Raw genomic sequence first — 18525 nt, forward strand, 5'->3', positions numbered from 1 at the left:
TCGTGGCGCGCATTAGACCCCTGAACTTCGTATCAATGATTGAGCAGATCGTAACTTAGCCCGTATAAGTTCTCACCCGGCGACAGATTAGCTCAAGCAATTGTGGTGCTGCTAACTCATGTGGCAGCGGTGCGGGCCAGCTCACCCGCTCACACATCATGCCTCAGGCTGCTGAGCGGACGCACAGCGACCTGGAGATTCATTCGGCGACGAACGCCTCCCAGGGGACTGAGCCGCTACGGAGCGGGATCCGGCCCGGCGTCGGTGTCGTCGGCCGCATCGAGGACGCTGACGGCGATGCCGTACGGCAGGAACCGCACCCGTCGGTTCGGGTCCGTGTTGTCCTTGTTCGCCCGCAGCGCGTCCAGTTCGGTCGGGTACACCTGCTCGATGTGCGCACCGCCCGCACCGTCGAGGGTGTAGATCGCCCACACACCGTCACCGGTCTCTCCGGTGGTCTCCGGCTGTGGCCGGGGTCGGGCACCACGGGTGAAGTCGTCGAACAGCGTCGACCACCCGGCCCGCTCCCCGGGCGTGCCGATGAATCTGCCGAGGCCGTCGAGCGCCTCGCGTAGTCCTTCGCCGGCCTCGCGGACGACGCGGTCGAAATCTTCGGGATCGAACCCGAACGGGCCGTTGCTCCTGCTCATGCCAACCAGTGTGCCCTCGCCGAGAGGACTAGTCGACTGTCGGCGGCCGAGGTGGTAGGCAACCATATGCCCTTCACACGAGCGGACGTGCTGTCGACGGCCCAGCGGTCCCTGACCGCTGCCGGAACGCGGGACCGCGAGGGCTGGATCGGCCTTTTCACCGCCGACGGTCGCGTCGAGGACCCGGTCGGGTCCAGACCGCACCGCGGACGCCCGGCACTCGGCCGCTTCTACGACACCTTCATCGGGCCGCGCGTCATCACCCACCATGCCGAGACCGACATCGTCACCGGCTCCACGGTGATCCGCGACGTCGAACTCGTGATCGAGATGGCGTCCGCCCTGACCATGCGCGTGCCCACCTACATCCGATACGACCTTCGCGCCGACGGCGACCACCTGCGGATCGCCTCGTTGGCCGCGTACTGGGAGCTGCCTGCGATGGTCGGCCAGTTCGCGCGCGGCGGACTCGCTGCCGTACCTGCCGGCCTGTCGCTCGGCAGGAGCATGCTCTCCAATCAGGGCCCGGCCGGGATGCTCGGTTTCCTCGGCGGCTTCCGCGGAGTGGGACTGGGCGGTCGGGCACTGTTCACGCGCTTTCTCGACGACGCCTGCGGCGGCGACGAAGTCGGTATGCGGCGACTGGCCACCGACACCCCGGTCACGCTCGGAGACAACGCCCCCATGACGTCATCTGAGCTGGTCAAGCACCTCGCCGGGGGTACCTGGGACAAACTGGTCAGCTCGGGTCGCGCGGTCGCCGCCCGCGTCGAGCGCGACGGCTGCCGCAGCGTGGTCCTCGGTGAGATCGGTGGCAGCGGGCGTGACGCGGCCGCCATCACGCGGATCCGGATATTCGGCGACGACGGCTGACGTCAGGGTCCGTCCGGCGGGTTTCGGCCGCGTTGTCGCGCCCGGACCGCCTGACGTGAGAACGTAGGCAAACCATGTCCGCGTCCGCCTCCGAACCCGCCCCGGCCGAGCTCCTCACCTACGAGCAGTTCGGTCGACGGTTCTTCCAGATCGCGGTGACCGAGGAGCGGGTCGGCGGCGCGATCGGTGAGATCGCCGGCGACGCCTTCGAGATGGGCCCGATCGCGCAGGGTCCGGGCCGGCTGGCCAAGGTGACCGCGAAGGTCCGGATCCAACAGCCGAGGGTCAGCAGGGAGCTCGGCGAGCTGATCACTTTCGCCATCCGGATACCGCTGGAGATCGACATGGTCGTCGACCTGCGCATCGACAAGCCCAAATTCATGGTGTTCGGCGAGATCTCGTTGCGCGCCACCGCCAAGGCGGCCGAGCCACTGCTGCTGATCCTCGACGTCGAGAAGCCACGCCCGGCCGACATCGCGATCCATGTGACGTCCACGACGTTGCGCGCCGAAGTGGTGCGCATCATCGGCGGTGTGGACGCCGAGATCAAGCGGTTCATCGCGATGCACGTGGCCGGTGAGATCGACAGCCCCGCCTCCCAGAAGGCCAAGATCATCGACGTGGCCGACCGCCTCGACGCGGCCTGGACCGGAGTCTGAGTCGAGTCTCAGGCGCTGATCGCGGTGAGCACCGGACGGCGCGGAGAACGGCCGTCGCCCACCGCCTGCCCGCGCAGGTGCGCCCAGAGCCACGGCATCAGCATGTTCTGGGTCCAGAGCACCTGTGAGTACATCCGGGCCCGCACCGAGGGCTGGGCTGCCGCGGGATCCGCGTGGGCCCAGTCGTGACTGCTGCCCGGCAGCCCCAGCGCCTCGGCGGCCGCCGCCGCGAACAGCATGTGTCCCTTCGGCGAACCGTGGACCCGGTCGGGACTCCAGGTGTCGGGTTGGGTCATCGACGCGGCATCGAAGAGATCCACCAGACCGAACCCGTGCTGCGCGGCAGCCGAACGGATCCGGTCGTTGATCGCCAGCAGCCGTCGCGCGAGCACCCGGCCGATCGGCAGGATCTTGGCCAGATCGGGGAACGTGGTGGTCACCACCGTCGCTCCCGACGCCGCGAGGCGCACGTGCATCTCGTCGAGCTGCGCCAGCGCCCGGTCGAAACCCGGGCCGGGCCGCGTCATGTCGTTCATCCCGATGCACACGGTGATCAGGTCCGGGCTCATCTCGATCGCGCGTGGCAGCTGATCGTCGAGCACATCGCGGATCTGTTTGCCCCGGATGGCGAGGTTCGCGTACTGCAGGCCAGGCCGCAGCTGGTCCAGCGTCACCGCCAGACGGTCGGCGAAACCGGCCAGGCCGGTCGCATCGTCACCGTCCCAGAGTCCTTCTGTCTGGCTGTCGCCCAACGCGACATACCGCCTGTATCCCGTCATCTCACAACACACCCGCTCTGATGGTGTCCTCCAACTCTTCGGCGGCAACTCGAGACGGACCGGATCCAACCGGCGAGCTCGGGTCACGCTGAACGTGTCCTGGCGCGCGATACCGTCGCAGGGTGCCCAAACTCAGTGCCGGCCTGCTGCTGTACCGGGAGACCGACGGACTCCTGGAGGTCCTCCTCGGCCATCCCGGCGGACCGTTCTGGGCCCGCAAGGACGACGGCGCCTGGTCGATACCCAAGGGTGAGTACACCGAGGGGGAGGACCCCTGGACCGTCGCGCAGCGGGAGTTCGTCGAGGAGACCGGCGCACCGCCTCCCGCCGGCGTCAGGATCGAGCTCGCGGCGGTGCGCCAGGCCGGAGGCAAGGTCGTGACGGCGTTCGCGGTGCCGGGCGATCTCGACCCCGCGGACGCCACCAGCAACACGTTCATTCTCGAATGGCCCAGGGGCTCAGGCATATTCAAGGAGTTCCCGGAGATCGACCGAGTGGCGTGGTTCGACCTGACCACCGCGCGCGCGAAGCTGCTGACGGGGCAACGTCCGCTGCTCGACCGCCTCGAAGAGGCACTCGGACGCGACGAACCGGGCGGGTCTCGATCGCGTTGACCGTCAACGCGCGGCCGTGAAACCGCCACCCCCGTGGCGTCTGCAGGTACTCGTCGTCGTAGCGCAGATGCCACACGACGTCGGTCGCCGAATCGCCGGCCACCGTCCAGTGGTGCGCCACGCAGGTGACCCGCCCCAGCGCGTACCCGGCGGTGTCCCCGCGCGCATACACCTCGCCGACGATCGCGTGTTCGGTGCGTGTGACCGCCGTGAGGCCGGACAGCGCCGCCCGCGCCCCCTCACGGCCGTGATGGCGCTTGGTGGGTTCCAGTTCGCGGGGTGGATCGGGCACCCGCAGCTCGGCTGTCTCGGTGAACAACTCGAGCACGTCGTCGAAGCGTCGGTCATCGACCGCCGACGCGTACAGGTGCACCAGATCGCTGACCGCCAACCGGTCTGCCACCGCGAGGGTCACGGGTCCGGGACCGTCTCGGCTGCGGCAAGCACAGCCGGATAGTACCGGGGGCTCCAGAGATCCAGCGCTAGAGATCCAGGGTGAGGCCGGAACCGTCGGCGGCACGGGACACACAAGTCAGCATCATCGCGGCCGCACGCTCGGGATCGGTGAGCAGCGTGTCGCGATGCTCGGCCGCTCCGGCAAGGACCCTGGTCCGACAGGTGCCGCAGAATCCCTGCCGGCACGAATAGGGCGCCGGCACCCCGGCTCTGCGCAGCGCATCCAGCAGGGTCTCGGTGGCGCCGACCTCGACGGTCGCCCCGGTGGACGCCAGCGTCACCGAGAACGGTCGCCCGTCGGTGACCGGCGGTGCGGCGAACCGCTCGAAGTGCAGTTCCACGTCGTCGCGCCCGACCAGCGCCGCCCGGACCGCGGTGAGCATCGGGGCGGGTCCGCAGGCGTACACCGCGGTGCCGTCGGGACAGTCCCCGAGCAGGTCGGCCGCGGTCGGCAGGCCGCGCCGGTCGTCGGTGCGGATCTCGACGGCGCCGCCGTAGGCCGCCACCTCCTCGACGAACGGCAGGCTGTCGCGGCTGCGGCCGGCGTAGACCATCGACCAGTCGACATTGAGGCGCCGGGCCAGCCCGAGCATCGGCAGGATGGGCGTGATGCCGATTCCGCCCGCGATGAACCGGAACCGGCGGGCCGGCGACCCGTAACCGGGCACCGTCATCGGGAATGCGTTACGCGGCCCGTGGGTGTGCACCGTCGCCCCGACCGGCAGCGCATCGTGGACCTCAGCCGATCCGCCACCCCCGTCCGGGATGCGGCGGACCGCGATGCGGTAGTGCTCCCGGGAGTCGGGATCCCCACACAGCGAATACTGCCGCACCAGGCCGCTGGGGAGATGCACGTCGATGTGGGCGCCCGGAAACCACCGCGGCAGATCCCGGCCCGTCAGGGTCAGCTCGACCACGTCCTGGTCGCGGGCCACCGCACGGCGTCCGGTCACCGTCAACGCGAACGTCGCCGGGGATGCGGCGGGCGGCGGGACGCGCCGCACCGCGGCCGAGGCCGCGAACAGGCCCGTGATCGCGGCGTCGGCGAGGCCCAGCATCACATCGCGACGGCCACGACCGGAGGCGCTCGGAGGGAGCCGGCGAATCTGCTCGCGCAGCCGCATCAGGTGTGCGCCGCGCGCGCGGCGGGGGAGGCGGCCAGGTAGGCGACGGCCTGTGCGGTCGAACCGAGTTCTTCCGGTGAGTACCCGGGCCGGAAGTAGCTGAACGTACTGGACCCGAACAGATTTCGGTATCGCGGCAGCAGACCGAGCTTCGAATCGCGCATCCGCATCCGGTTGAACGTCCACCAGTTGGCATCGACGCTCGGGTCGTGCTTGACCAGATACCAGGCCGCGCGCTGGAAGAACACGAACAGCATGGTCGCCGCGACCGCCATCGCTCGGATCCGCGCAAGGTAGCTGTCGTGGAAGTAGACCGCGACATCGTGTGCGACGCTTCGGTGTTCGACCTCCTCGCTGCCGTGCCAGCGGAACAGGTCCACCAGGGTGGGATCGGCCCCATGGTCGTCCCAGGCGCAGTTGAGTGCGAAGTCGCCCATGACCGCGGTGTAATGCTCGATGGCGGCGACCAGCCACAGCCGGTCGCACAGATTGTTCATGCGCCGGGACTCCTCAACCGATTCCCCTGGCGAGGACAATGCGCCGGCGAAGAGGTGTTCGACCTGCTCCAGGATGGGGGTGGGATCCACGCCGTGCCCGATCATGAACTCGTGCAGTACCTGGTCGTGCACATCGGCGTGGGTGGCCTCCTGTCCGATGAACCCGCGGATGTCGTCGGCCAGCTTCGGATCCTTGACCAGTGGCAGGGCCTCGTTGAACGTCTGGACGAACCAACGTTCCCCGGCGGGCAGCACGATGTTGAGCACGCTGACCACATGCGACGCGACCGGGTGTCCGGGGATCCAGTGCAGCGGGGCGTCGGCGACGTCGAAGTGCACCTTCCTGGCTTGGATCTGTACCGGTCCGGGATCGATCTCGCGGTCGAATCGGCGCGGTCGCAGCATCGCGGCTCCTGTTCGTCGTTGAATTCCTGAGAGTTTACGACGATTGGTGGGAACGCGGGTACCGGCTAGCGGTCGACAGTGGGACGAAAGGGGTACCCGTCAGGGCTGCGGCGAGGTGTTCGCGATGATCGGCGCACCCTGACCGGCGGGCATGTTCGACACCACGCCCGGTGCCGGCGGGGCCATGCCGGCACCCGGAGCGCCGGCGATCGGCACCATCGGGGTCGGTGTGACGGTGGTGACGCCATTGGCGCCGATGGTGGGCCCACCCGTGGGGCCCATGGCCTTGATCTGGTCTGCCGCGGCCTGGGTGCAGTCGAGCGTCAGCAGCATGCGCCCGCCGCTGGTCACCTTCTGCTGGCCGACCAGGCACGCCGACTGCGGCAACGCGCTGCCGGTCGCACCGCCGAAGTACGCCTTGACGCCCTGGCTCTTCAGAATGGCCAGCGCCCGGCCGTACTGCTCGCCGACGACGTTGTACGGACTCGTCTGGGTGGACGGCTGTGCAACCGCGACACCGGCGCCGATCAGCGCAGCTGTTCCGGCGGCGACGACTCCGCCGCTGAGCACAACGAGCTTGTTCACAACAACTCCCTCGGGTCGGTACGCGGTGCGAACATATCGCAGCGGTGACGATTGTGAAACCGCTGCAGCACCCCTCGGCGTTACAGGCGCGGCGGCCAGAGCGCGGTGCACTCTCGCGCCGGTCCCCGTCGGGCGGGCGTCGAGGGCCCGGTCTTGCCTGTCCAGGCTGTGCCGAGATCGCTTCAGTGGTGGTGGTTTCGGTGGGATCGCGACCGTGGGTGCAACCTCGATGGTCAGGAGTCCGGGCCGCACCCGACCCCGGTTTCAGAGGGGCCGCGCCACCGCGGTGCGCATCACCTCGCACAATGCACCGGCACGTGGATCGTCGAAGATGTCCTCCAGCAGGATCTGCGTGCCATCGGGGCCCGCGAGCGGGACCCGCCAGTTGGGATATTCGTCGATCGTCCCCGGCTGATTCTGTGTTCTCACCTCGGCGACCGCATCCGCAAGTGACAGCGCCAGCAGCCGCGACGGTGTGCGCCCGAGATAGCGGTGCAGCGCCAGGACGATCTCGTCGACACCGTCCTTGTCGACACCGCCCGCGCTCACCTGCTCGGCGCCGACATCCGGACCGAGCAGCCCGACGCGACGCAGTTCGGCCATCCACTGCTGTTGATGCGCACGGTCGCCGGCCAGCTCGTCGGCGGCCGGACGCGTCAGCAAGCCCAGCTCATCACGCAGCCGCACATGCTCGCCGGCCAGATACCCCGCCGTCGGCGGCAGATCATGGGTGGTCACCGCGGACAGGCAGTATTCCCGCCACCGCTCGGCCGGCAGCGGTCCACCGCCGTCTCGGTCGGTCTCGAACCACAGGATCGAGGTACCGAACAGCCCCCGGTCGCGCAGATAGTCGCGCACCCACGGCTCCACCGTCCCGAGATCCTCGCCGACCACGACCGCGCCCGCGCGCTGCGCCTCCAACGCCACGATCCCGATCATCGCCTCGTGGTCGTAACGCACATAGGTGCCCTCGGTCGGTGGAGCGCCCTGCGGGATCCACCACAACCGGAACAGCCCGATGATGTGATCGATCCGCACCCCTCCGGCATGCCGCAACACCGCGCCGACCATCGCCCGGAACGGTTCGTAGGCGGCCTCGGCGAGGCGATCCGGACGCCATGGCGGCTGGGACCAGTCCTGGCCGAGCTGGTTGAATTCGTCGGGCGGCGCACCCGCCGCCACGCCCAGCGCCAGCACGTCCTGAAGCGCCCACGCGTCGGCACCATCCGGGTCGACCCCCACGGCCAGGTCGTGCATGATGCCCAATTCCATCCCGGCCTGAACCGCACGATCCTGCGCGCCGGCCAACTGCTCGTCGACCAACCACTGCAGCCACCGGTGGAAGTCCACCTCGGCGGGATGGTCGGCGACGAACGCGGCCACCGCGGCGCTTCGCGGATGTCGCAGTTCCTCGGGCCACGTCCGCCAGTCACCCCCATGGTGTTCGGCCAACGCACACCAGGTGGCGAAATCGTCGAGACTGCGGCCCTCCCGCTGTTGGAATGCCTGGTAGGCGATCGCCCGGCCGGCCGACCGTTCGACGTGATACAGCGATTCGAGGGCCGCCCGTTTGGTCTCCCAGGCGCGGTCCCGGTCGATGCGCCGCGACCGGTTCGCGCGGGCCTGAACCTGGGCTTGCGCCTTACGGATCCGGCTGCGGTGGCGGACGTACGCGAACTCGGGCACCGCCTGCACCCGCAGGTACAGGGGGTTGACGAAACGCCGGGACGTCGGCAGGTACGGCGAGGGCTCCATCGGCGCCACCGGCGCAGCCGCGTGTAACGGGTTGACCAGCACGAAACCCGCTCCGTGCCGCGCCGCCGACCACACCGCGAGATCGGTGAGATCGGTCAGATCACCGACACCCCAGGATGAGCGCGAGCGCACACTGTAGAGCTGGGTGGCCAATCCCCAGGCACGTCGGCCCGAGCTGAGGGCACCGCCGCACTCCAATCTGGCCGGGGCCACGATCACGGTGGTGCTGACATCGCCCGAACCCACCTGCAGGTGCAGCCGGTGATAGCCGACGGGCAGATCGGCGGGCAACTCGAACGTCGCCTCGCCGACCAGACGGCCATCGAGATCGAAAGGCGGGCTGTTGTTCTCGAGCTGGCGCAACCCGGTTCGCACGCTGCCGTCTTCGAGCCGCAACCACAGTCTTGCTGGATCACCGTGGGTGACGTGCACCCAGAACGACGCGGTGACGCCGGCGCGCGCGACGATCGAGGGCGGCAGCGCACGGGCCCAGTGGTCGCGATCGTGCCGGGTCAAGGCCTCGGCGCGATCGTCCTCGGTCGCGGCCGCGACGCCGAGCGCATCAAGCACGGCGATCAACGTCGACGCCGGTACCGTCACCGTCCGGCCGGTCCAGTCGGTGTACTCGCTCGCCACCCCGTACCGGTGCGCGAGGTCGACCAACAGCGCGGGCACTCCCGTGTCATCCGACATGGCGCCAATCTTGCCCTGTGAGACGGCATTGCATGCATCGAAGACCCGTTCGGTAGGGTCGCTCGGCATGGCGCCAGAACCGCTGGACGGCGGCGAGGCGCGCAACCGGCGGGCCAGGATCGCCGTCGCCGCACTGTTCCTCACCAACGGCGCGCTGTTCGCCAACCTGCTGCCGCGGTACCCGGAGATCAAGACGGATCTGGCGATGTCCAATGCGGCCTACGGGGCCGCGGTCGCGTCGTTCTCGGCCGGCGCGCTGTTGGCAGGCCCGGCCGCCGGCGCCCTCATCAGGCGCTTCCAGTCCGCCTGGGTCGCGCTCGTGACCACGGTGGCCCTCGCCGTGCTCATCCTGTCCGCCGGCGTCGCGGCGACCCCGATCGTCTTCGCTGCGGCACTGTTCGCCGCCGGGGCGTGCGATGCGGTCACCGACGTCGCACAGAACGTCAACGGCCTTCGGCTGCAACGAAACTACGGGCGTTCGATCATCAACTCGCTGCACGCGATCTGGGCCGTGGGCGCGATAGTCGGCGGCCTGATGGGAGCCGGGGCCATCGCACTGCACGTCCCACGGTCGGTACACCTCGGCACCGCCGCGGTCCTGTTCTCCGGCGTGGTGGTGGCCGCCTACCCCTACCTGCTGCACGGGCCCGACCATGACGACCATCCGTCGACCCGCAACCCGGACGGCACCGGACTGCGGGCAACCGTGCTGTTGGCGTTGCTGGCCTTCGTAGGCATCGCCGTCGCCGGCGCGACGGTCGAGGACGCCGGGAGTTCGTGGGCCACCCTGTACCTGCGCGACAGCCTCGGCGCGCCCGGTGCGGTGGCGGTCCTCGGCTACGTCGCGCTGGTGGGGTCCATGTTCGTCGGCCGGATTCTCGGCGACCGGTTGGTCGACCGGTTCGGGGAGCGCGCGATCGCCCGCAGCGGCGGCCTGATCACCGTGGTCGGGATGGGGGCCGCGCTGGCGTTCCCGTCGGTGCCGGGCACCATCGCCGGTTTCGCCGCGGCGGGCCTCGGTGTGGCCACGGTGGTGCCGGCGGCGATGCGCGCCGCCGACGAACTCCCCGGCCTGCGCGCAGGTACCGGCCTGACGATCCTGACCTGGCTGATGCGGGTCGGATTCCTCGGCGCGCCGTTGATCGTGGGCCTGGTCGCCGACGCGACCAGCCTGCGGGCCGGTCTGCTGACCGTGCCGGTCGCCGGTGTGGCCCTGATCCTGCTTGCCGGAGCGCTCACCGCGCGGCGACGCACGAACTGAATCGGCTGGGTCCGACTCGGCGGCACGCACGCTGGTACAGTGGCGTACCGAAAGTGAACTGGCCACCGGAAGCGATCGAAGGAGATCGGCATGACGGCGGAGGCAACCACCCGCAGCCCAGCAGCCGGCAGACCCGTCGTGGAGACCACCAACGGGCCGGTGCGCGGCGTCGACGACGGGAACGTCAGAACCTGGCGAGCTGTGCGCTATGCGGCCGCCCCGGTGGGCGAGCTGCGCTGGCGCGCCCCGCAGCCGCCCCGACCGTGGACCGAACCCGTCGACGCGGGACGGGTGGGTCCGGTGTGCCCTCAGCCCACCGACCCGAAGATTCCCATCGACCTGGGCGCACCGCAGGGGGAGGACTTCCTCACCCTCAACATCTGGGCACCCTCGGGCACCGAGCCCGGCGACGCCAAGCCGGTGCTGGTATGGGTCCACGGCGGTGCCTACATCCTGGGTTCGGCGAGCCAGCCGCTCTACCACGGACGTGCACTGGCCACCGGCGGCGACGCGATCGTGGTGACGGTGAACTACCGGCTCGGCGCGCTGGGCTTCCTCGAGCTGTCGACCCTGGGTGCCGACCCGCAGCGCTTCGCCACCAACCTCGGCCTGCGCGACGTGCTCGCCGCGCTGGAGTGGGTGCGCGACAACATCGCCGCGTTCGGCGGTGACCCACAGCGGGTGACGGTGTTCGGCGAATCCGCCGGCGGCGGCATCGTCACCTCGCTGCTCGCCAGCCCCGCCGCCGCGGGACTGTTCAGCGCGGCCATCGCCCAGAGTTCGCCGGTCACCTCGACCTACGACCTGGGTCGCGCCCAGCGCGTCGCCGAACGGTTCATGGACGTACTCGGGGCCACCCGCGACGACCTGCACCGGCTGGCCGACGCGCCGGTCGACGCCCTGGTCGAGGCGTCCCGCACGGTGTTCGACGAAGTGCCCGCGCGCACGCCCGGCACCTTGGCATTCGCGCCGACCGTCGACGGCGACCTCGTCCCGGATTATCCGGTGAACCTCGCCAGGAAGGGCCTGACCCACCCGGTGCCGCTGATCATCGGCACCAACAAGAACGAGGCCGCACTGTTCCGGTACATGAAATCGCCGCTGATGCCGATCGCTCCGGCGGCCATCAAGGCGATGTTCGCCGAGATCGCGGCCGAACAACCCGGCCTCGAACTGCCCAGCGAGGACATCCTCAAGGGCACCTACCGCGGCCGCGGCAAGACCCGGGGGCTCGGGTTGACCAGCGACCTCGGCTTCCGGATGCCGTCACTCTGGTTCGCCGACGGGCACCGCGCGGTCGCGCCGGTCTACCTGTACCGCTTCGACTTCTCCACGCCGCTGCTGCGGCTGGTCCGCCTACACGCCGCCCACGCCACCGAACTGCCTTACGTGTGGGGCAATCTGGGCGCCGGCCGCAAGGATCCGACGTTCGCACTCGGTGGCCGCAAGGAGGGCACCGCGGTCTCCGAGCGGATGCGCGCCCGCTGGGTCAACTTCGCCGCGAACGGCACCCCCGACGCCCCCGGCGACGAACAATCGTGGCGGCCCTACACCGCCCAGGACCGCGCGACGCTGGTCATCGACACGCAGGACACCGTCGTCGACGACCTCGACGCCGACGTCCGCCGCGCCTGGGGTGACGACGTCCTGAGCTTCTTGTAGAACCGGCTCCCGCAGAGCTTTACACTCACCCCGGAGGTGCTCGCCGTGGAGTTCCTGGACTTCCTTCCGCCGCAGATGCGCGACCCTGTGCTGTTCGCCATCCCGTTCTTTCTGCTGCTGCTCGCCGTCGAGTGGACCGCCGCCCGCAAACTCGAGCACGCCACCGGGGACGGAGACCGGCCCGGCCCGGCCAGCTACCACACCCGGGATTCGTGGACCAGCATCTCGATGGGGCTGGTCTCCATCGCAACCATGGGCGCCTGGAAATTCGTGGCCCTGCTGGGATATGCCGCGATCTACGCCTACCTCGCACCGTGGCAGCTGTCGGCCACCCAGTGGTACACCTGGGTGATCGCGATCCTCGGCGTAGACGTGCTGTTCTACGCCTATCACCGCATGGCGCATCGGGTTCGGCTGATCTGGGCCACGCATCAGGCGCATCACTCCAGTGAGTACTTCAACTTCGCGACCGCACTGCGGCAGAAGTGGAACAACAGCGGTGAGATCCTGATGTGGATTCCGTTGCCGCTGTTGGGCGTTCCTCCGTGGATGGTGTTCGCCAGCTTCTCCATCAGCCTGATCTATCAGTTCTGGATCCACACCGAGCGGATCGGAAAGCTCTGGCGGCCAATTGAATTCATCTTCAATACGCCTTCGCACCACCGAGTGCACCACGGTATGGACCGGTTGTACCTGGACAAGAACTACGGCGGAATCCTCATCATCTGGGATCGGCTGTTCGGCACCTTTCAACCCGAGGTGTTCCGTCCCCACTACGGGCTGACCAAACCGGTGGACACCTTCAACATCTGGCGGTTGCAGACCCGCGAGTACGCCGCGATCGGTCGGGACGTGCGGACCGCGGCAGGGCTGCGGGCGAAACTCGGCTACATCTTCGGCCCGCCGGGATGGGAGCCCGCCACCGCGGCGATGCCCGGGACCGGGACGGCGGCGCATGCCGGGCCGTAATGTGCGCCGTGTGCAGACTGTCTTCGACGCCCCCGTCGACCCGGCGCTGGTGGATCGCGCGCTGGCCGCAAGCTCGCCCGGTTCGATGTGGCTCGACTTCGCGCGTCCGCAGTTCCCGACTCCGTCCGGACCGGTCACGTGCGACCTGCTGATCATCGGCGGTGGCTACACGGGCTTGTGGAGTGCGCTGCACGCCGCCCGCCGCCATCCCGACCGCCGCATCGTGATCATCGAGGCCGACCGCATCGGCTGGGCCGCGTCCGGACGTAACGGCGGGTTCGTCGACGCCAGCCTGACCCATGGCTTCGAGAACGGAAAGTCGCGCTGGCCCAACGAGATCGGCACGCTCGAGGCGATGGGGGTGGAGAACCTCGACGGCATGCAGGACGAGATCGCCGAGCTGCAACTCGACGTCGAGTGGGAACGTACCGGCATGCTCGCGGTGGCCACCGAGCCGCATCAGGTCGATTGGCTCGCCGAGGCCGCCGCCGACGGTCAGGGCCAGTTCCTGGATCAGTCCGCGGTCCGAGACGAGGTGCACTCACCCACCTACCGGGCCGGTCTGTTCAGTCCCGACACGTGTGCGATCGTCAACCCCGCCAAGTTGGCCCTGGAATTGGCCCGGGCGTGCCGGGACGCCGGGGTCGAAGTGTTCGAGCACGTCACCGCGACCCGGATCGACTCGGGCGGCGCCGCGCTGCGGGTGCACACCGATGGTCCCGCGATCACCTGCCGGCAGGTGGTGCTGGCCACCAACGTGTTCCCGAGTCTGCTGCGACGCAACCGGCTCTACACGGTGCCGGTCTATGACTACGTGCTTGCCACCGAACCGCTCACCGACGCTCAGCTGCAGCGGATCGGCTGGCGGGGCAGGCAGGGAATCGGCGACAGTGCCAACCAGTTCCACTACTACCGGCTGTCCAAGGACAACCGGATCGTGTGGGGCGGGTACGACGCCGTCTACCACTTCGGCAGGCGGGTGGACGCGGCCTACGAGGACCGCACGCAGAGCTACCGGCGGCTGGCCGCGCACTTCTTCCTCACCTTCCCGCAGCTCGACGACGTCCGGTTCAGCCACCGGTGGGCCGGGGCCATCGACACCAACACCCGGTTCTGTGCGCACTGGGGGCTGGCCCGCGAAGGGCGGGTCGCCTACGTCAACGGCTTTACCGGGCTCGGGGTCGGGGCCGCCCGGTTCGCCGCCGACGTCTGCCTGGATCTGCTCGACGGGACGCCGACGCCCCGCACCCGGCTGGAGATGGTGCGCCGCAAACCGTTGCCGTTTCCGCCTGAGCCGCTGGCCAGCGCCGGGATCCAGGCCACCCGATGGTCGCTGGATCGCGCCGACCATTCCGCGGGCAGACGCAACCTGCTGCTACGCGCGCTCGACGCCGCCGGACTCGGATTCGATTCCTGAGCGTTGTGTAACGCCCCGTTATGGGACTGCGATGACCTGGTTACACCATCATCAGCGGTAGGTCGGAGGGGCTGTGACTGTTCGGTCGTCATCACGAGTGTTTCAGCTGCTGCTCGCCGCCCTCGTGCCGGCGTTCATCCTCGCCGTCGCGGCGCCTGCGCAGGCCCAGCCGGGTGTTCTGGTCTTCCCCGGCATGGAGATCCACCAGGACACCGTGCTGTGCACGCTCGGCTACGTCGACCCCCAGACGCGCATCGGGTACACCGCCGGCCACTGCCGGGCCTCGGGCACCGTCGCCGACAAGTTCGGCACCGTGATCGGCACCCAGGGCAGCTTTCGCGACAACACTCCCAACGGGATGACCATCGACACCAACCATCAGATCACCGACTGGCAGGTCATCCACCTGTCTCCGAGTGTGGCGGTCAACAACGTGCTGCCCGGGGGGAAGGTTCTGGTGACCGACCCCGCCGTGCTGCCGGTGCGCGGGATGCCCGTGTGCCACTTCGGCGTCGTCACCGGCGAGAGCTGCGGAACCATCGAGTCGGTGAACAACGGGTGGTTCACGATGGCCAACGGCGTGGTGAGCCGCAAGGGCGACTCCGGCGGGCCGGTGTACACCCCGACCCCGGACGGCCGCACGGTGCTCATCGGTCTGTTCAACAGCACGTGGGGGTCGTTGCCCGCCGCGGTCTCCTGGGCGGTCGCCAGCCAGCAGGCCGAGGCGGACACCATCTCGGCCGCGTCTGCGGTGGCACCGCAGCCCACCCTGCCCTGACCCGACTCAGCGGACCTCGAAGACCGGGATGGTCGGGGCCACCTCCTGCATCCGGTGCACGCTCGATCGTGGCGTCAATCCGCCGATGTGGCCCTTGACCTGCCAGTACCACCGATCCAGATAGCGCTTGAGCAGCTCGGGCTTGGCGTCATCGGCAACCTCGACGACGGCGTGGGTGCGTGCTCGCCCCCGTGCCCCGATCTCGACCTCGCCGGCCGCGCGGGCGTTACGCGCCCACTGGGTGTCACCGCGCGGCGAGATCAGATACCGGCGTCCGTCCACGGTGAGCACGTTCACCACCACCGCGCGCGGCAGGCCGGTGGTCCTGCCGCGCACCCGCACCGCGGTGCTGCCCGCGATGCTGAATCCCAGCTCGGCGAGTCGCCGGATCAGATCGTTGAAAATTCGTGCCCCGACGCCGGGGACGTCATAGCGCGCGGACATTCGCCCTCCTCCACAGGTTCTTCGAGCAAGAAAGAGAGCAGCGCTCTCATTCGCCATGATGACGCCGCGAGCCGGGAAATTCAAGAGCAGTGATCTCGGTTGTGCCACACTGGGCCCGTGGGAAAGCGGCAGCAGACCAGGGAGCGCATCGAGCGGCAGATCATCGAGCTGGGACGCGCACACCTGGCCACCGACGGGGCCGCCGGCCTGTCGTTGCGCGCCATCGCCCGCGACCTCGGAATGGTCTCGTCGGCGGTGTACCGCTATGTCGCCAACCGTGATGAACTGCTCACCCTGCTGCTCGTCGACGGCTACACCGAGCTCGCGGACGCGGTGGAGAAGGCCCGCGACGCGGCCCCGGCTCGATGGCGGGACCGGCTGGCTGCCATCGCCCGCGCCGCGCGAGCCTGGGCGGTCCAGCAGCCCACCGGATGGGCGCTGCTCTACGGCAGCCCGGTCCCCGGCTATCAGGCGCCCCGGGACCGCACCGTGGGGCCGGGCACCCGGGTCGTCGGGGCGCTGCTGGCCGTCGTCGCCGAGGGCATAGCCTCCGGAGACATCGCACCGACATCGAAAATCACTGTCCCACAACAACTCAGCCAGGACTTCGACGGTGTGCGCGCCGAGTTCGACTTCGCCGCCGATGACGACCTGGTGGCCCGGTGCCTGACGCTGTGGGCTGCGCTGATCGGGGCGATCAGTCTGGAGGTCTTCGGTCAGTACGGGCCCGACACCTTCGCCGAGCCCGCGGCCGTTTTCGACGCGCAGCTCGAAATGTTGACCGAATGCCTGGTGCACGGCCCGCAGCCACCGCGTCAGCAGCAGAATTAGAACACGTTCTAGCCTCGGTGGGCGGCGGGCGATATTCTCAAGGCGATGCTTGACCAGACACCTGTCCAGATTGCCTGGGTCACCGATGACCTGACCGCCACCGAGGCGGCGGTCACGGCGCTGCTAGGAGCCAAGACGTGGGTGCGGATGCCCGGCGTGCACTTCGGCCCGCAAACCTGCACCTACCGGGGCCGGCCGGCCGACCACGTCGCGGACATCTCGCTCAGCTATGCCGGCGACACCCAGCTTGAGCTGATCGCGCCGGTCAGGGGGACCAGCATCTACACCGAATTCCTCGACCGCTGCGGGCCGGGGCTGCACCACGTGTGCCGCGCCTTGCCGTCCGATGCGTTCGACGCCGCGGTGCGGCAGGCCGACATCGTCATGGCCGGCACCATGCCCGGCGGCATGCGGTTCGCCTACGCCTCTGCCGCGGACGCCGGCGTGCCGTTCATCGAATTCGCCGACATTCCAACGGAAATCCAGGCGTTCTTCGATCACATCAAACAGGAGCAGAAGTGAGCATGCAGCACATCCCGGAGACGGTGAATCTCGGCGACGTCACGTCCTGGTCCGACGAGGCCGACGTGGTGGTGATCGGGTTCGGCATCGCAGGAGGCTGCGCCGCAGTCAGCGCCGCAGCGTCGGGTGCCCGGGTGCTGGTTCTGGAGAAGGCCGCAGCCGCCGGCGGCACCACGTCGATGGCCGGCGGGCACTTCTACCTCGGCGGCGGCACCGCGGTACAGCAGGCCACCGGCCACGAGGACTCCGCCGAGGAGATGTACAAGTACCTGGTGTCGCAGTCCCGCGACCCGCACCACGACAAGATCCGCGCCTACTGCGAGGGAAGCGTCGAGCACTTCAACTGGCTTGAGGCGCTGGGCTTTCAGTTCGAACGCAGCTACTACCCGGGCAAGGTGGTCGTCCCCCCGGGCACCGAGGGGCTGTCCTACACGGGCAACGAGAAAGTGTGGCCGTTCTGCGAGCAGGCCACGCCCGCCCCCCGTGGACATTCGGTGCCGGTCCCCGGCGAACTGGGCGGCGCCGCGATGGTGATCGACCTGCTGCTCAAACGCGCCGCCGAGCTGGGGGTCCAGATTCGCTACGAAACCGGGGCGACCGCGCTCGTGGTCGACGACGACGGCGCCGTCGCCGGGGTGCGGTGGAAACACTTCACCCACACCGGTGAGGTGAAGGCGACGTCGGTGATCATCGCCGCCGGCGGTTTCGCGATGAACGCCGACATGGTCGCCGAGTACACCCCCGCACTCGGTCAGGAACGCAAAACCAAGCACCACGGCACCGTCGCGCCCTACATCCTGGGCAATCCCAACGACGACGGGCTGGGTATCGGCCTCGGGGTCTCCGCCGGCGGCGTCGCCGCCAATCTGGACCAGCTGTTCATCACCGCGGCCGCCTATCCGCCCGAGATACTGCTGACCGGTGTCATCGTCAACTCCGAGGGCAACCGGTTCGTCGCCGAGGACTCCTACCACGCTCGCACCTCGGCCTTCGTGCTCGAACAACCCGATCAGACCGCGTATCTGGTGGTCGACGAGGACCACATGCAGATGCCGGAGATGCCGTTGATCAAGTTCGTCGACGGCTACGAGACGATCGCGGAAATGGAGTCCGCACTGGGGATCCCGGAAGGCAACCTTGCCGCGACGCTGGAGCGCTACAACCGCAACGCCGCCGCCGGTGTCGACCCGGACTTCCACAAACAGCCCGAATACCTTGCCGCGCAGGACAAGGGGCCCTGGGCGGTGTTCGACCTGTCCTTGGGCCGGGCGATGTACTCCGGTTTCACCATGGGCGGGCTGGAGGTGTCCATCGACGGGGAGGTGCTGCGCGAGGACGGAAGCGCGGTTCCCGGGTTATATGCCGCGGGCGCGTGCGCGTGCAACATCGCCCAGGACGGCAAGGGCTACGCCAGCGGCACGCAGCTGGGCGAAGGCTCGTTCTTCGGGAGAAGAGCCGGAGAACACGCCGGGCGGCGGGCGGGAGAAAGCACAGCGCGGCGGGCGGGAGAAAGCACAGCGCGGCGAGCGGGAGAAAGCACAGCGCGGTAGG

The 18525-nt window shown here is 69.0% G+C and carries 18 protein-coding genes and 1 pseudogene; 11 read left to right on the plus strand and 8 right to left on the minus strand.

Annotated features, from left to right (window positions below):
- Positions 1 to 236: 236 nt before the first annotated feature.
- The gene (locus tag ACNUDN_RS14275; protein ID WP_419122539.1) at positions 237 to 650 is read right to left on the minus strand and encodes an Rv0313 family protein; all 414 of its coding nucleotides are present in this window, start codon (positions 648 to 650) and stop codon (positions 237 to 239) included.
- Positions 651 to 716: 66 nt separating this feature from the next.
- Between ACNUDN_RS14275 and ACNUDN_RS14280 the strand changes: the two genes are divergently transcribed.
- Both ACNUDN_RS14280 and ACNUDN_RS14285 read left to right on the plus strand, forming a co-directional pair.
- Positions 717 to 1523: a nuclear transport factor 2 family protein gene (locus ACNUDN_RS14280; protein ID WP_419122540.1), complete on the plus strand. Its 807-nt coding sequence runs from the start codon at positions 717 to 719 to the stop codon at positions 1521 to 1523.
- Between the two features lie 74 nt (positions 1524 to 1597).
- Complete coding sequence (locus tag ACNUDN_RS14285) at positions 1598 to 2182, plus strand: hypothetical protein (protein ID WP_419122541.1); 585 nt, start codon at positions 1598 to 1600, stop codon at positions 2180 to 2182.
- A gap of 8 nt (positions 2183 to 2190) precedes the next feature.
- Here the strand turns inward: ACNUDN_RS14285 and ACNUDN_RS14290 are convergent, their stop codons facing one another.
- Complete coding sequence (locus tag ACNUDN_RS14290; RefSeq protein WP_419122542.1) at positions 2191 to 2961, minus strand: SGNH/GDSL hydrolase family protein; 771 nt, start codon at positions 2959 to 2961, stop codon at positions 2191 to 2193.
- A gap of 122 nt (positions 2962 to 3083) precedes the next feature.
- On the opposite strand from ACNUDN_RS14290, the gene ACNUDN_RS14295 reads away from it, so the two are divergent.
- Positions 3084 to 3575 (plus strand): NUDIX hydrolase, encoded by a 492-nt coding sequence (locus tag ACNUDN_RS14295; protein ID WP_419122543.1) that lies wholly within the window; start codon positions 3084 to 3086, stop codon positions 3573 to 3575.
- A gap of 70 nt (positions 3576 to 3645) precedes the next feature.
- Here ACNUDN_RS14295 and ACNUDN_RS14300 read toward each other — a convergent pair.
- From ACNUDN_RS14300 to malQ, 5 genes and pseudogenes are all read right to left on the minus strand, one after another.
- A pseudogene (locus ACNUDN_RS14300) lies at positions 3646 to 4104 on the minus strand (nuclear transport factor 2 family protein); the annotation flags it as partial.
- Positions 4058 to 5155: a PDR/VanB family oxidoreductase gene (locus tag ACNUDN_RS14305; protein WP_419122544.1), complete on the minus strand. Its 1098-nt coding sequence runs from the start codon at positions 5153 to 5155 to the stop codon at positions 4058 to 4060. The gene ACNUDN_RS14305 and the pseudogene ACNUDN_RS14300, both read right to left, overlap by 47 nt.
- Positions 5155 to 6057: a metal-dependent hydrolase gene (locus ACNUDN_RS14310; protein ID WP_419122545.1), complete on the minus strand. Its 903-nt coding sequence runs from the start codon at positions 6055 to 6057 to the stop codon at positions 5155 to 5157. Before ACNUDN_RS14310 ends, ACNUDN_RS14305 begins: the two co-directional genes overlap by 1 nt.
- Positions 6058 to 6156: 99 nt before the next feature.
- Complete coding sequence (locus tag ACNUDN_RS14315; RefSeq protein WP_419122546.1) at positions 6157 to 6642, minus strand: hypothetical protein; 486 nt, start codon at positions 6640 to 6642, stop codon at positions 6157 to 6159.
- 264 nt (positions 6643 to 6906) lie between these two features.
- On the minus strand, positions 6907 to 9090 hold the full coding sequence (gene malQ / locus ACNUDN_RS14320; protein ID WP_419122547.1) for a 4-alpha-glucanotransferase: 2184 nt from the start codon (positions 9088 to 9090) through the stop codon (positions 6907 to 6909).
- Positions 9091 to 9157: 67 nt separating this feature from the next.
- On the opposite strand from malQ, the gene ACNUDN_RS14325 reads away from it, so the two are divergent.
- From ACNUDN_RS14325 to ACNUDN_RS14345, 5 genes are all read left to right on the plus strand, one after another.
- Positions 9158 to 10351, plus strand: a complete 1194-nt coding sequence (locus tag ACNUDN_RS14325; protein WP_419122548.1) for an MFS transporter — start codon at positions 9158 to 9160, stop codon at positions 10349 to 10351.
- 90 nt (positions 10352 to 10441) lie between these two features.
- Positions 10442 to 12013 (plus strand): carboxylesterase/lipase family protein, encoded by a 1572-nt coding sequence (locus ACNUDN_RS14330; protein ID WP_419122549.1) that lies wholly within the window; start codon positions 10442 to 10444, stop codon positions 12011 to 12013.
- Between the two features lie 75 nt (positions 12014 to 12088).
- On the plus strand, positions 12089 to 12982 hold the full coding sequence (locus ACNUDN_RS14335) for a sterol desaturase family protein (protein ID WP_419125171.1): 894 nt from the start codon (positions 12089 to 12091) through the stop codon (positions 12980 to 12982).
- Positions 12983 to 12992: 10 nt separating this feature from the next.
- Entirely contained in the window at positions 12993 to 14399 is a 1407-nt protein-coding gene (locus ACNUDN_RS14340; protein WP_419122550.1) for an NAD(P)/FAD-dependent oxidoreductase, read from the plus strand.
- Positions 14400 to 14472: 73 nt separating this feature from the next.
- Positions 14473 to 15177 carry an Rv1815 family serine proteinase gene (locus ACNUDN_RS14345; protein WP_419122551.1) on the plus strand — a complete coding sequence of 235 codons (705 nt, stop codon included), beginning with the start codon at positions 14473 to 14475 and terminating at the stop codon, positions 15175 to 15177.
- Between the two features lie 6 nt (positions 15178 to 15183).
- On the opposite strand, the gene ACNUDN_RS14350 is transcribed toward ACNUDN_RS14345, so the two are convergent.
- Entirely contained in the window at positions 15184 to 15621 is a 438-nt protein-coding gene (locus tag ACNUDN_RS14350; protein WP_419122552.1) for a nitroreductase/quinone reductase family protein, read from the minus strand.
- Positions 15622 to 15738: 117 nt separating this feature from the next.
- Here ACNUDN_RS14350 and ACNUDN_RS14355 point away from each other — a divergent pair, with 117 nt between their 5' ends.
- Genes ACNUDN_RS14355 through ACNUDN_RS14365 form a run of 3 tightly spaced genes read left to right on the plus strand, consistent with a single transcriptional unit; the run spans position 15739 to position 18524 of the window.
- Positions 15739 to 16452, plus strand: a complete 714-nt coding sequence (locus ACNUDN_RS14355; protein WP_419122553.1) for a TetR/AcrR family transcriptional regulator — start codon at positions 15739 to 15741, stop codon at positions 16450 to 16452.
- Between the two features lie 45 nt (positions 16453 to 16497).
- Positions 16498 to 16974, plus strand: coding sequence for a VOC family protein (locus ACNUDN_RS14360; RefSeq protein WP_419122554.1), 477 nt, complete (start codon positions 16498 to 16500; stop codon positions 16972 to 16974).
- A 2-nt stretch (positions 16975 to 16976) separates the two neighbouring features.
- The gene (locus ACNUDN_RS14365) at positions 16977 to 18524 is read left to right on the plus strand and encodes an FAD-binding protein (RefSeq protein ID WP_419125172.1); all 1548 of its coding nucleotides are present in this window, start codon (positions 16977 to 16979) and stop codon (positions 18522 to 18524) included.
- Position 18525: the final 1 nt, after the last annotated feature.

The sequence above is a fragment of the Mycobacterium sp. smrl_JER01 genome, from assembly GCF_048513595.2.
Lineage (GTDB): Bacteria > Actinomycetota > Actinomycetes > Mycobacteriales > Mycobacteriaceae > Mycobacterium.

Bases quoted from the DNA above. Each gene is read 5' to 3' on its own strand.
- ACNUDN_RS14275 (WP_419122539.1), bottom strand. From the start codon at position 650: ATGAGCAGGAGCAACGGCCCGTTCGGGTTCGATCCCGAAGATTTCGAC.
- ACNUDN_RS14280 (WP_419122540.1), top strand. From the start codon at position 717: ATGCCCTTCACACGAGCGGACGTGCTGTCGACGGCCCAGCGGTCCCTG.
- ACNUDN_RS14285 (WP_419122541.1), top strand. From the start codon at position 1,598: ATGTCCGCGTCCGCCTCCGAACCCGCCCCGGCCGAGCTCCTCACCTAC.
- ACNUDN_RS14290 (WP_419122542.1), bottom strand. From the start codon at position 2,961: ATGACGGGATACAGGCGGTATGTCGCGTTGGGCGACAGCCAGACAGAA.
- ACNUDN_RS14305 (WP_419122544.1), bottom strand. From the start codon at position 5,155: ATGCGGCTGCGCGAGCAGATTCGCCGGCTCCCTCCGAGCGCCTCCGGT.
- ACNUDN_RS14310 (WP_419122545.1), bottom strand. From the start codon at position 6,057: ATGCTGCGACCGCGCCGATTCGACCGCGAGATCGATCCCGGACCGGTA.
- malQ (WP_419122547.1), bottom strand. From the start codon at position 9,090: ATGTCGGATGACACGGGAGTGCCCGCGCTGTTGGTCGACCTCGCGCAC.
- ACNUDN_RS14325 (WP_419122548.1), top strand. From the start codon at position 9,158: ATGGCGCCAGAACCGCTGGACGGCGGCGAGGCGCGCAACCGGCGGGCC.
- ACNUDN_RS14330 (WP_419122549.1), top strand. From the start codon at position 10,442: ATGACGGCGGAGGCAACCACCCGCAGCCCAGCAGCCGGCAGACCCGTC.
- ACNUDN_RS14335 (WP_419125171.1), top strand. From the start codon at position 12,089: ATGCGCGACCCTGTGCTGTTCGCCATCCCGTTCTTTCTGCTGCTGCTC.
- ACNUDN_RS14350 (WP_419122552.1), bottom strand. From the start codon at position 15,621: ATGTCCGCGCGCTATGACGTCCCCGGCGTCGGGGCACGAATTTTCAAC.
- ACNUDN_RS14360 (WP_419122554.1), top strand. From the start codon at position 16,498: ATGCTTGACCAGACACCTGTCCAGATTGCCTGGGTCACCGATGACCTG.
- ACNUDN_RS14365 (WP_419125172.1), top strand. From the start codon at position 16,977: ATGCAGCACATCCCGGAGACGGTGAATCTCGGCGACGTCACGTCCTGG.